Origin of the sequence: Streptomyces sp. NPDC059828 (genome assembly GCF_042731955.1) — a bacterium.
Lineage (GTDB): Bacteria > Actinomycetota > Actinomycetes > Streptomycetales > Streptomycetaceae > Streptomyces.
Genome location: NZ_JBHWIW010000001.1, coordinates 170677 through 183838, shown reverse-complemented (window position 1 = coordinate 183838; position 13162 = coordinate 170677). Strand labels below are relative to the sequence as shown.

The following is a 13162-nucleotide window of genomic DNA, read 5'->3' as shown; positions in this document are numbered from 1 at the left end:
CGTCCATAGCGGCCGGAAAGGGCAGCTCCGTCACTGATCGATCGAGGAATGACTGTTTTGAGACATCCTGCGATCAGGCTGGGAGGCTCCGTGATCGGACGGATACTTCATGTGATCGTTGATGGCGCACCTGTCCGCAGATGACCCTGGTAGGTGTCATTCATCCGGAAGTAGCCCCCGTCTGGCGAAAAATTTGCTGAGCTGATGCCAAAACGGCAAAGGAATCGACCGAAACTGATCAGTGGCTTTTGACGGCAGATCCGCCGTTCCCTGAGGGTCATTCACATGCCCGTAACATCCCGAGCCGCCACCGGCGGCCCGTTGCGCATGCCCGATTTCCGTCTTCTGCTCGCCGGTGCGGCCACCGGACAACTCGGCGCCCAGGTCACCCTGGTGGCGCTGCCGCTCGTGGCAGTGCTCGAACTCCAGGCGTCCGCCTTCCAGGTGGGCGTGCTCACCGCCGCCGAAACCGCCGCGTTCCTGCTCATCGGGCTGCCCGCGGGAGCGTGGACCGACCGGATGCGCAAGCGGCCCCTGATGATCCGTGCCGACATCGTGCGTGCCGCGGCCATGGCCAGCATCCCCGTCGCCGCCGTCGCCGGTGCGCTGACGATGGTCCAGCTGTACGCCGTGGCCCTGATCACCGGTGCGGCCACGGTCTTCTTCGATGTGGCCCATCAGAGCTACCTGCCCCAGATCCTGTCCAAGGAACAGCTTGTCGCGGGCAACGGAGCGCTGGAAACGGTGCGTTCATCGGCACAGGTGACAGGACCCGGAGTCGGCGGCGGGCTCGTGCAGTTGGTCGGTGCCCACCTCGCCATCGTCGCCGACGCCATCGGTTACGCGCTGTCCGCCCTGTTCCTGCTCGGCATCAGGCAGCACGAGGACCCGCCGCAGCCCGAGCCGAACGCGTCGCTGCGCGGGGACATCGCCGAGGGCGTGCGATTCGTCGTCCGCCAGCCCCTGCTGCGCGTCATCGCCCTCACCACCGCCCTCACCAACCTCTTCGCCGCGATACTGATGGCCACACAGACCGTGTACCTGGTCCGTGTGCTCGGACTCGAGCCCGGCGCGATCGGCCTGGTGCTGTCCGCGTCGGCCGTCGGCGGACTCGTGGGCGCGTTCTGCGCCGGCGCTCTCGCGAGCCGGGTCGGCCAGGCCCGTACGATCTGGCTCTCCCTCCTCGTCACCGGGCCGTTCGCGCTGCTGTGGCCGCTGTCAGGAGAAGGAGTGACCGGAGCGCTCCTGTTCGCCGCCGGCTCCGGTGTCGTCTTCTTCGGCGCCGTCGTCTACAACGTCGCACAGGTCAGCTTCCGTCAGGCGCTCTGCCCGCCCCGGCTGCTCGGCCGGATGAACGCCACACTGCGCTTCTTCATGTGGGGCACCCTCCCGCTCGGCGGTCTGCTCGGTGGCGCCCTGGCCGACGCCTACGGCCCGCGCACGGCACTCGCCTGCTGCGCCGCGGGACTCCTCGTCGCCCCACTGCCACTGCTGCTGTCACCGCTGCGCCGGATGCGGGACCTGCCTACGGTCGCGCACACCGGCGACGTCGGCGACGGAGCCGCCGCCGTGGAGCACGACTCCGCCCCGGTGAGCTGAATGCCCGCCCCACCGATGTCCCGAAGACCGCCCGGACGGACGACAACCCAGGAAGGATCACGTGCCCAGCATCACGAGCCAGTATCTGGCCCGCTATCGGCGAATCGGAGCCGGTGAGGGGGCTGACGACCCGCTGCCCGTCACCGGAGCCCAGCGCCGTTTCGCGCTGGTGCGCTCGCTGGACACCGCGGGCCGCCCGGACCTGGTGCCGATGTTCTTCGCCTTCCCGCGCGGCACCGTCGACCCGGCACGCCTCGCGGCGGCGGCCAACCGCCTCGCCGCGCTCCATCCCGTCCTGCGGGCCCGGTCCGCCGTGGTGCGCGGCGCACCCGTGCTGCTCCCGGAACGGCCCGATGTCCCCATGGTCATGGTGACCCCGGCCCCGGGCGAGGACACCGCCGCCGCGCTGCGCCGGACACTCGCAGGCTGGACCCCACAGGGACCCTCGATGCGGATGTTCCTGGCGCGGGACGAGGCACCCGGCGGCGAGGAGGTCCTCGCGATCGTCCTGGACCATGCCTCCTGCGACGGCCAGTCGCTGGCGCGCATCGTCGGGGAACTCGAAGCCGCGTACGCCGAGGGACCGGACGCCGAAGGACCCAGCCCCGACGAGACCGCGGCCGAGCTGGCTGCGTACCGCGAGGCCGTACTGCTCCAGCTCGAAGCGGAGGACCGAGCCTCGTCGCCCGCCGCGATGGCCTACTGGGGCGAGCGGCTGCGGGCCGTACGCGAACGGGCCCCGCACCGCCCTCCCAGCCACCCGGTCACCGGAGCGCCGCCGAGTGGCGCGGCCGAACGCCGCGTCCCGGTTCGGGAAGCGGGCGTCTCGTTCCCCGACCTGCTCGACGCCTGCCGGGCCGCTGCCGGAGCGCTCTACGGACCAGGGCACCAGGTGCCGCTCGGCTACCCCTGGGGAGGGCGACCGCCCGGCGCGGCGCAGGTCATCGGCTGCTTCCTCAACACCGTGGTCTTCCCGGCGACGACCAGTGAGGGGCCTGCGGGTGACTCGACGGCGTTCGACTGGTGGGACGATCTCGACCGGGCCGACGCCCCCTTCGACGCCGTGGTGCACGCCGCCAGGGCAGCCGGCTCCGGCTGGACCGGCCGGCTCGACGGCCTGCTGACCGTGGACGACACCCAGCGGAGACCGCTGCTCAGTCTCGGCGGTGTGACCGGCCGTGAGACGCATGTCGACGGCAGGCCCGTACGCGGCCCCTTCGCCGTCTCCGTCACCCACGGCCCCACCCTGCACCTGCGCATGGTGTGGGACCGCGCCATCGTCGACGACGACCGAGCGGAGCGTGCCTTCGCGGCACTTGCCGACGCGGTCGCGACGACGCCCGCGGGCGCCGTCGGCTGATATCCGCCGACCGCCCCCGCCGACCGACCGCCGCTGACCGGCGGACCGCCGGCGACCGCTGACCGGCCACCGGCCGGGCAGCTCAGGACCACCAACCGACAGCCGGGCCACACCGCGCGATCCGCGGACCGCCCGCGTCACCACCGCCGGGCACGACCGTACCCGGCCCGCAAAGAACCGACCCGACAACCTCAGGGATCGCCCATGCTTCCCCTCTCCTCCTCGCAGGAGATCGTCTGGCTGCACGAGCAGGTGCACACCGGCAGTCGCGCCTACAACTTCACCGGCGCACTCGACCTGTACGGCACCCTCGACACCGACGCCCTGCACCATGGACTCGCCGCCACCCTCGGACGGCACCCCGGCCTGCGCCTCGAACTCGTCGCAGTCGAGGGAGCGATGCCCGGACAGCGGGTGGCCCCGACCTGCACGCCGCGCCTGCACACGGTCGACCTGAGCGGCGAGAAGGACCCCGAAGCCGCCTTCGCGCAGCTCCTGCGCACCGAAGCGGAAACACCACTCGACACCTTCGAGGCGCCCCTGCTGCGCTGGACCCTGGTGCGACTCGCGCAGGAGCACCACCGCCTCATCCATGTCGAGCACCACCTCATCCACGACGGCCACTCGCTCGCGATCCTGCTCGACGACGTCTTCCGCGTCTACCGGGGCCATGTACTGGGCGAGCCGGTCACTCTGCCGCCCGCGTCCTCGTACGCCGACCACGTCCGGGCCAAGGCGCTCGCGCCCTTCCCGGCCGAGAGCCTCGACTTCTGGACGGACGAACTGCGCGATGTCGACCATGACATGCCGCTGCCCGGAGTGACCCGGCCCGGCGCCCGGCGCAGGCACCGCGGCGGACAACTGCGCCAGTCCATCGGCGCCGACCTGGCCGCCCGGCTGCGGGAACACGCCCGTTCGCGCGGCCTGACCCCGTTCGCCACCCTCCTCGGGCTCTTCGCCGAACTGCTGCGCCGGCACAGCGGACGCTCGCGGATGGTCATCGGTACGGCCGTCGGCAACCGCCCGCGCGGCTTCGACGATGCCGTCGGGATGTTCGTCAACACGATCCCGCTGCCGCTCAGGCTGGACCCCGCGGCCCCCGCCGAAGACACCATGGACGAGGTCACCGACACCCTCTTCCGAGCCCTTCCGCACCAGGAAGTGCCGGTACAGGAACTCACCCGTGCCCTCGGGATGCACACATCGGGCGCCGACAACCCGCTCTTCAGCGTCATGTTCAGCGCCCACGACGCCCCTCTGCCCGAGATCGACGTCCCGGGCCTGGACATCACCCTCTTCGAGGGGTTCAACACCGGCACCACCCGGTTCGACCTGGATGTCGTGCTGCTGCCGGACGACCGGCGCGGAGTCACCCCCCGCAAGGGCGCTCCCGGAATGACCCTGGTCTGGGACTACGACGCCGACCTCTTCGGCGAGGACGTGGCACGCCTGCTCGCCGGGCGGTTCCTCGACCTGCTGCGCGCCTATCTCGACGACCCCGCCACGGCGCTGGCCGACCTCGCGCCCCCGCACCCGGTGGGTGCCGGGACCGCCGTCGCACCGGAGCGTCAGGCAGCCGGGAACCCTGACCCGGTCGATCCGATCGCCGCACATGACCCCGCCCTGCCCGCTCTGCTGATCGGCGCCCGCCGCCTCACCTACGGAGACCTGGACACCCGGGTGGAGACGCTCGCGGACCGGCTGCGCGGTGCCGGGGTGACGCCAGGTCAGCCGGTGGCGGCCGTACTGCCCAGGGGCCTCGACTCGGTGACCACCCTGCTGGCCTGTCTGCGGACGGGAGCGGTGTACTGCCCCCTCTCCCCGTCGGACCCGGCGGACCGCGTCGAGCTGCTGCTGAAGCGGCTCGCCCCGGCCCTGGTCCTGACCTCGTCCGACACTCCGGTGACGGTCCCTGACGGCCTGCCCACCGCGACGCTCGACGCCACCGAACTGCCCCGCGCGCACCGCGCCGACGTGGTGCCCGGCGCCGCCTACATCATCCACACCTCGGGCTCCACGGGCATTCCCAAGCCGGTCGCCGTCGGCCGCGCCGCGCTGGAGCACCATATGACCGCCGCCGCCGAGCGCTTCGGCCTGGTACCCGGTGACCGGGTGCTGCTGTTCGCCCAGCCCTCCTTCGACGTGGCGCTGGAGGAGGTGCTGCCCTCGCTGTACGCAGGAGCCTGCCTCGTCGTCCCCGGCCAGGAGGTGCCCACCGGAGCCGAGCTGACGGCGCAGCTGGCCGCCGCCCGGGTCACCGTGGCCAACCTGCCCACCAGCTACTTCCTCGCCACGCGCGAGGACATGCGGCCCGCGCTGCGCGACGGCGTCTGGGCTCCCCGGCTGCTGGTGCTCGGCGGTGAGCGGCTGCCCGCCGACGCGCTCCGGGACTTCCTGAACGACACCGAAGCCACCGTGCTCAACGTGTACGGCGTCACCGAGGCGGCGATCAGCTCGACCGTTCACGAGATCCGCCGCGACGAGCTCACCGAGGGCGCCGAGATCCCCCTCGGCACCGAACTGCCCGGCGAGCGGGTGCACATCCTCGACGCGCACCACCGCCCGCTGCCGCCAGGCGCGGTCGGCGAACTGGCCATCGCGGGACCGGGACTCGCCGAAGGGTACGCCGGAAACCCCGAGGTCACGGCGGCGCGCTTCGTGGCCGTCGACGCGCTCGGCGGCGAGCGGGTCTACCTCACCGGAGACCTCGGCTACCGCGGGCTCGACGGACTGCTGCACTTCCTGGGCCGCCGCGACAACCAGATCAAGCTGCGCGGCCACCGCATCGAGCTGGAGGAAGTGGAGGCGGCGGCGTCGGCCGCGCTCGGCGGCCACTCCTGCGCGGTCGTACTCGACCGGGAGACGCCCGGCGGCCCCAGGCTCGTCGGCTTCCTGGAGCGCGCGGCGGGCACGGACGAGCAGGCGGACCGGGACGAGCAGGCGCTGCACACCGAGCTGGGCCGGCGCCTGCCCGCCACACTCGTACCGGCCCGCTGGGCACGCCTTGACACCATGCCGACGCTGGCCGGAGGCAAGCCCGACCGGGTGGCGCTGGCCCGGATGGCCGCCGCACTGGACCCCGTTGACTTCGCCGCGCCCGCGGCACCTGAAGCGGTCGAGTCCGCCGCGTCCGGTGACGCTCTCGATTCCGCCGACCCGATGACCGCCCTGCTCGCCGATGGCTGGCGCGAAGTGCTCGGCCACAGCCGCTTCGACGAGAGCTCGCACTTCTTCAGGACCGGCGGCCACTCCCTGCTCGCGGCCCAGCTCGCCGCCTGGCTGGAACCGCGGCTCGGACAGCGCCCGCCGCTGCGGCTGCTGTTCCAGAACCCGGTGCTCGCCGACCAGGCCGTCGCCCTCGCGGCCACCGCCACCACCTCGACGGAGTCCTGATGACCGAGACCCTCAACCCGCTGAACTCGCCGCACACCCTGACGGACCGGACCGCCACCGCCGACGGCACCGCGCTCAGCATCGCCCACGGGCCTGCTCCCACCGCCACCGCCGGAGTGCTCCGCCTCTTCGAGGAGTGGGTCAGCCGCAGCCCGCAGGCCCCCGCCGTGATCGACGCCGGCCACACCTGGACCTACGAGGACCTCGACGTGGCCGCCACCGAGGTCATCGCGGCACTCGGCGACCGGGTACGCCCGAGGGACCTGGTGGGCGTATGCCTCGACCGCTCGGCCGCTCTCGTGGTGACCGCGATCGCCCTGGCCCGGATCGGCGCCGTCTACCTGCCGCTGGGTCCCCGTCCGGGCCAGCGCCGTACCGACGCCGTCACCGATGACCTGAACGTGGTCTGCCTCATCGGCGACCCGCAGGTGCTGCCGCCGCGCCACCAGTCGGTCGGCACCGCCGGTCACGTCCCCCTGCCCCTGCCCGCCGAAGGGGCCAACGCCGGTGACACCGGCGCCGCGGTCGTGGCCGCCTTCGCCACCCCGGGACCCGGCGCCCGCCGCGCGCCCGACGAGGCCTTCTACGCCGTGCTGACCTCAGGGTCCACCGGTCGGCCCAAGGCCGTCGCCGTCGCCGAAGCCGCCCTCGGCACCCTGCTCGACTGGTACCGCGGCGAAACCGGGCTCGCCCCCGGTGACCGGCAGTCCCTGCTCATCGGGGTGGCTTTCGACCCGCACCTGATGGAGCTCTGGGCCGGGCTCACCTCCGGTGCCGCCCTCGTCCCCGCTCCGGACGACGTCCGCTGGGACTCCGCCGTGCTGACCGACTGGTGGCGGGATGCCCAGGTGACGGTCAGCGTCGGAGCCACCCCGATGATCGAGCCCCTGCTGGACCGCCCCTGGCCCCAGGACCTGGCACTGCGTCATCTGATCGTGGGCGGCGACCGGATGCGCCGCCGCCCCGGCAGCGATGTCACCGCCACGGTCCACAACGCCTACGGACCCGCCGAGGCCACGGTCGTCACCACCACGTACGCGATGACGGGCACGGACGGCCGCGCGGGCGAGCAGACCCCGCCGCCCATCGGCGCTCCGGTACCGGGCGTGACCGTGGTCGTCACCGACGGCGAAGGCCGCGCCGTCCCGCGCGGCACGGACGGCGAACTCCGCATCGGCGGCACCTGCCTGGCACTCGGCTATCTGGATCCCGAGCTCACCTCCAGCCGCTTCACCGCCCCGCACCCCGGCCTGGAACTGCCCGGCGCCGACCGGCTCTACCGCAGCGGTGACCGGGTGCGGATGGCGGCCGACGGCAGCCTGGAGTTCCTCGGCCGCCTCGACGACCAGGTCAAGATCAGCGGTGTCCGTATCGAACCGGCCGAAGTGGAAGCCGCGTTCGAGCAGGACCCGGCGGTGCGCAGCGCCGTCGTCACCGCACCCCGCACCCCCGACGGCCAGACCCGCCTCGTCGCGTATGTACGGCCCGCCGAGGACGCCGCGCCCGATGCCGGCGCGCTGCTGGCGGCGGTACGAGCCTGGCTGCCCGAGCAGGCCGTGCCCTCCGCCGTCCGGATCGTGGACAGCTACCCCCTGGACGCCAACGGCAAGGTGGACCGGGCCGCGCTGACCCGTGAGGGAGCCGTCGAATCCGCCGAAGCGGCGTCCTCCGCCGGCGAACTGCCCGCCGACGCCACCCCGGACGAGCTGCTGGTGCTGCGCGCGGTACGCGATCTGCTGGGCCGTCCGTCGATCAGGCTCGCCGACAACTTCACCGACCTGGGCGGCACCTCGGTCCAGGCCGCGCGGCTCCTCACGGCCATCGAACAAGAGGCAGGCGTACGCCTGCGGGCCCCCCAGCTGCTGCGCCAGCCCGACCTGCGGGCCGTGGCCGCCCTGATCGACCAGCGCCGTACCGGTGCGCGGCAGCCTGGAGCCTGAATGACCGTCATCGACCCGCACACCCACACCACCGCGAAGGACGGCCCCGTGCCCACCTCCTGCCCCGATGCCGCCACAGCCCCGGCCACGGTCCACGGAGGGCTGCCCGGCCTCGTGGCCCGGCACGCCGGTGCCACCCCGGACGCGCTGGCCGTCGCCGACGGCGACACCACGCTCACCTACGCCCAACTGGACACCGCGGCCCGTGCCCTCGCCGCCCACCTCCGGGATCACGGTGTGCGCCGCGGCGACCGGGTGGCACTGCTGATGCCCCGGTCCGCCCGCACCATCGTCGCGCAGCTCGCCCTGTGGTGGGCCGGTGCCGTCTGCGTACCGCTCGACCCTGCGCACCCCCGTCCGCGTACCGACGCCATGATCGCCGACGCACGGGTAACACTGACCGTCGGTGACCGCAAGCTCCTGGACTCCTCGGCGCCGGCGGGCCCCACCCTGGTGCTGCCCGGAGAGCCGCAGCTCACCGCGGCCGCCGTGACGGCGCCCGAGGCGGACCCGGACCCCACCGCGTTCATCATGTTCACCTCGGGCTCCACCGGCCGCCCCAAGGGCGTGGCCGTCCCGCATGACGCCGTCGTGGAGCTGGTGACGCCCACCTCATACGTCACCATCACCCCGCGCGACCGCGTGCTGTTCCACTCGCCCATGACCTTCGACGCCTCGACGTTCGAGGTGTGGGGAGCACTCGCGGCCGGTGCCGCCGTGGTCGTGTGCACCGTCGAGCGGCCCTCGTTCGAGGAACTCGCCCAGCACGTGGAGCGGCACGGCGTGACCGTCGCCTTCCTCACCACCGCGCTCTTCCACCAGCTCGCCAGCCGCCGCTCGCGGGTGTTCTCGGTGCTGCGCGGCGTCGTCATCGGCGGTGAGGCCCTCGCGGCCCAGCACGCCCGTGAGGTACTGCGCGCCTTCCCCTGGCTGGAACTCGTCAACGGCTACGGACCGACGGAGACGACCACCTTCGCCACGGCGCACCGCGTCAGCCTCGCCGACTGCGAGGGGCAGATACCCATCGGCCGGCCCATCGCGGGTGCCACCGTCCATGTCCTGGACGGACAGGGCCGCCCGGTCGCCGACGGAGAGCGCGGCGAGCTGTGGATCGGCGGCAGCCGGCTCGCCCACGGCTACGCGGGACAGCCGGAACTCACCGCGGAGCGGTTTGTGGAGCACCCCGATCACGGGCGGCTCTACCGCACGGGTGATCTGGCCGCCATCCGGCCCGACGGCGCCCTCGACTTCCACGGCCGCACCGACGACCAGGTCAAGGTTCGCGGCTTCCGCATCGAACCGGGCGAGGTGGAACACGCCCTGCGCGAGCAGCCCGACGTCGACGACGCGGCGGTCACCGTCCACCGGCCCGGCGACGGCGACGCCCGGCTGGTCGCCTTCGTCGTGGCCGCGCCGGGCCCGGTGCCCCAGGCGGTTGCTCTGCGGGACCGGCTCGCCGCGGTGCTGCCCGCCCATCTCGTACCGGACAGCGTGACCGTGGTGGACCGGCTGCCGCTCACCTCCAGTGGAAAGGTCGACCGGCGTGCGCTCACGGCACTCTTCGGCGCCGCCGCGACCGAAGTACCGGCCGTGCCGATGAGCCCGCTGGAGGAGGCCGTCGCCGACATCTGGAGCCGGGCCCTCGGCACCGATGTCATCCGGCCCGACGCCGACTTCATCGCGCTCGGCGGCCACTCGCTGCTCGCCCTCGTCATCACCGACGACCTCCGCGAAGAGCTGGGCGTGGAGCTGACGCTCGCCGACTTCTTCGGCGCCCCGACCGTGGCGGGTCAGGCCGCCCTGGTCGAGCGCGAGCTACTCGCCGTACACAGCGATCTGCACCCCGATGACGCAGCGGAGCACACCCGATGACCACTGAAACCCCTGATGTCCCGGGGCAGCTCGCCCGCCAGGAGGAGCTGCTGCGCCGGGCGCGTGCCCGGGCCACCGCACGGACCACCACCCCCGCCACGGCCCCGTCCGGCACGGACGCGACGGCGACGGCGCCACGAGGCCCCGCCCCGCTGTCGCACGCCCAGCGCCGCATGTGGCTGATGGACCGGCTCGGCCATGCCGGAGCCTCCTACAGCGTGCCGTTCGCCACCCGGGTGCGTGGTCCGCTCGACATCGAGGCACTCGCCACCGCGCTCACCGTGCTCGTGCGCCGCCACGAGATCCTGCGCACCTGCTACGGGACGCGCGACGGCGAGCCGTACCAGGAGGTGCTGGAGGCGCCCTCGGCGATCTCCGTGCCGGTCCGGGACTGCGCCGCGGAGGACGCCCCGGCCCTGCTGGCCGACGAGGCACGCCGCGGCTTCGACCTGGCCACCGGACCGGTGCTGCGCGCCCTGGCGCTGCGCCACGGCGAGCAGGACCACACCGTGCTCCTGACCTTCCATCACATCGCCATCGACGGCGGATCGCTGGACACCGTGGCCCGGGAGCTGACCGAGCTGTACGCGGCGGCCGTACGGGACGGGCACGGCGGTGAGGTGCCGGAGCGGCCCCGGCCGCCGCAGTACGCCGACTTCGCGCGCGGGGAACACGCTGCCGCCGCACAGGCCGAACAGGGCCTCGCCCACTGGGTCGAGCGACTGAGCGGCGCCAGGGCCCCGCGCCTGCCCCGCCCCGGTACCTCGTCCGCCGACGCGGGCATCAGGCACTCCGGAACCCACACCGTCCCGCTCGCCGAGCACCTGCCCGAAGCGCTGCGCGCCCTCGGCGGCGAACACCGCGCCACGTTGTTCACGGTGGCGCTCACGGCCGCGTTCGCCTCGCTGCAGCGCCTCACCGGAGACGACGATCTGGTCATCGGGGTCGCGGGCACCCACCGCCAGGGCGCCGCGATGCGCGACCTGGTGGGGCTGTGTGTCAACACTCTTCCGGTCCGCGTGGACGCTTCCGGCGACCCGGCGTTCACCGAACTCCTGGCACGGGTACGGGATGCGCTGCTGGAGGCCCAGCGGCACCGTGATGTCCCCTTCGACCTCGTTCTGGAACGGCTCGGCGCCGAGGCGCGCGACGCCGACGGCACCGCGCTGGTCCGGGTGACCTCCGATGTCATCGGCGAACCGGCCATTCTCCGACTGCCGGACACGGTGGGGGAGTACGTGGACGTCGAGACCGGTGAGGCCAAGTTCGACCTCTCCTTCGGCCTGGTCGCCTCCGGGCAGCCCGCCGCACTCGTGCAGTACGGCAGGACCGCGCTGGACGACGCGACCGCGGCCGCCCTCGGCACGCGGTACGCGGCCCTGCTCGAGGCCGTGGTGGCGGAGCCTTCGCTGCGGCTGTCACAGCTGCCGGGTGTCGCAGCCGAGCACGGCACCGCCGCGGAACACGACGGCAACCGGACGGAGCACGACGCACACCCCGCCGAGGAGCTGCTGCGCGCCCACCCCCGGGTCGCCGACGCCCATGTGGCCGAACCGCCCGGCGGCCCGCTGCTGGCGTACGCGGTGCTGCGCGACAGCGTGGGCCCGACCCCGTACGAGCTGCGTGCCCGGCTGCGCGCCGCCCTCGCGGCGGAGTCGGTGCCCGTCGCGGTCACCCTGCTGGACGCCCTGCCCCGCAGCCCGGAAGGGACGGTCGATCCGGCGCGGCTGCCCGGGATGCCCGTCGCCGCCGCCGGCCGCGTCGCACCGGAGGGTCCGCGCGCCGAAGCGGTCGTCGAAGGCTTCACCGCGCTCCTGGGACGGACCCCGGAGCCGGACGACGACTTCTTCGCCCTCGGCGGGCATTCCCTCGTGGCCGTCAAGCTGGCGGAGCGGCTGCGTGCGGCGCTGAAACTGCCGCTGACCGGGCTCGACATCCTCCAGGCCCGTACTCCCCGGGCGCTCACCGCACTGCTGGACGCCCGCGAGGGCGAACGGACCGCATCCGGGGCGACCCTGGTCACCGCGCACCAGCGGCCGAGCCGCCCCGGCACGGTCCTGGTCACCGGGGGCACGGGCGGGGTCGGCGCGTTCATCCTGCGTGAACTGGCCGCGCAGGGACGCCCGGTGCTGGCCCTGGCCCGCCCCGAGTCCGCTCACCTCGTCTCCGGGGACGGTGTGGAGGTCATCGAGGGCGATCTCGCCGACCCGGCAGCGCTGCGTGAAGCGGTCGCCGCGGCGGACGCGGTCATCCACGCTGCCTGCACCTTCACCAGCCCCGAGGTGGATCTGGCCGCCATGCGGGCCATGGTCGAAGGCTGGCGCCGCGGCCCCTTCGTCTTCGTCAGCAGCGTCGACGCCTACGGGCACCCGGACGGTGACCAGGTCGCGGAGGAGTCCGTGCCCGGAGAGCCGCTCAGCCCCTACGGGCGCGCCAAGCTCGACTGCGATGCACTGCTGCTGCGCGCGGCCGGAACCGAGGGCCGGGGCGGGGCCAGCGCCGTACGCTCGCCGATCGTCTGGGGTGCGCACGACCGCCTGCGCGACCAGTTGCGCTGGGGGGCGACAGGACTGCTCTACCAGGCCGCCGCCGAAGGACGGCCGATAGAACTGCCGCAGCCCGGGACCGGGGGACGCGGCTGGTACGGGGCGGCCTGGGTGCATGCGGCGGCCCTGGCCAGGGCGGTGACGGCCTGTCTGGACGCACCCGTGCACGGCGTGGCCAACGCCGTCAGCGGCCATGTCTCCTGGCGTGACCTGGCCACCGACCTGACCGGACTGCTGGGCAGTGCGAGCGCCATCACCGAGAAGGGTGAGGTCCACCAGGACCTCGACCACTGCTGGCACTACGACAGCCACCGCCTGGCCCGCCCGCTGCGCGCACAGCCGGGGGAGGACCGGCGAACGGTCCTGGCCGAGATGATCGACAGCGGGGCGGGAAGCGCCCGCTAGCAAGGCCGGACGAGGTCACGGCGCGGTGGCCGGTGGTGGCGATGGAC

The 13162-nt window shown here is 73.4% G+C and carries 6 protein-coding genes; all 6 read left to right on the top strand.

The annotated features are described in order from the left end of the window. Window positions 1-285 precede the first annotated feature (285 nt). The 6 genes from ACFV6V_RS00675 to ACFV6V_RS00650 all read left to right on the top strand — a co-directional run bounded on the left by ACFV6V_RS00675 (window position 286) and on the right by ACFV6V_RS00650 (window position 13115). Window positions 286-1599, top strand: coding sequence for an MFS transporter (locus ACFV6V_RS00675; protein ID WP_385556954.1), 1314 nt, complete (start codon window positions 286-288; stop codon window positions 1597-1599). A 61-nt stretch (window positions 1600-1660) separates the two neighbouring features. Then, the gene (locus ACFV6V_RS00670) at window positions 1661-2959 is read left to right on the top strand and encodes a non-ribosomal peptide synthetase (protein WP_385556951.1); all 1299 of its coding nucleotides are present in this window, start codon (window positions 1661-1663) and stop codon (window positions 2957-2959) included. Window positions 2960-3163: 204 nt separating this feature from the next. Then, window positions 3164-6352 (top strand): amino acid adenylation domain-containing protein, encoded by a 3189-nt coding sequence (locus tag ACFV6V_RS00665; protein WP_385556948.1) that lies wholly within the window; start codon window positions 3164-3166, stop codon window positions 6350-6352. Then, window positions 6352-8292: a non-ribosomal peptide synthetase gene (locus ACFV6V_RS00660; protein ID WP_385556945.1), complete on the top strand. Its 1941-nt coding sequence runs from the start codon at window positions 6352-6354 to the stop codon at window positions 8290-8292. The genes ACFV6V_RS00665 and ACFV6V_RS00660 overlap by 1 nt, the downstream gene beginning before the upstream one ends. After that, window positions 8293-10164, top strand: coding sequence for an amino acid adenylation domain-containing protein (locus tag ACFV6V_RS00655; RefSeq protein WP_385556942.1), 1872 nt, complete (start codon window positions 8293-8295; stop codon window positions 10162-10164). Continuing rightward, the gene (locus ACFV6V_RS00650; protein WP_385556939.1) at window positions 10161-13115 is read left to right on the top strand and encodes a condensation domain-containing protein; all 2955 of its coding nucleotides are present in this window, start codon (window positions 10161-10163) and stop codon (window positions 13113-13115) included. The genes ACFV6V_RS00655 and ACFV6V_RS00650 overlap by 4 nt, the downstream gene beginning before the upstream one ends. Window positions 13116-13162 lie beyond the last annotated feature (47 nt).

Coding starts and splice junctions, on each gene's coding strand:
- ACFV6V_RS00650 (WP_385556939.1), top strand. CDS start 10,161: ATGACCACTGAAACCCCTGATGTCCCGGGGCAGCTCGCCCGCCAGGAG.
- ACFV6V_RS00675 (WP_385556954.1), top strand. CDS start 286: ATGCCCGTAACATCCCGAGCCGCCACCGGCGGCCCGTTGCGCATGCCC.
- ACFV6V_RS00655 (WP_385556942.1), top strand. CDS start 8,293: ATGACCGTCATCGACCCGCACACCCACACCACCGCGAAGGACGGCCCC.
- ACFV6V_RS00665 (WP_385556948.1), top strand. CDS start 3,164: ATGCTTCCCCTCTCCTCCTCGCAGGAGATCGTCTGGCTGCACGAGCAG.
- ACFV6V_RS00660 (WP_385556945.1), top strand. CDS start 6,352: ATGACCGAGACCCTCAACCCGCTGAACTCGCCGCACACCCTGACGGAC.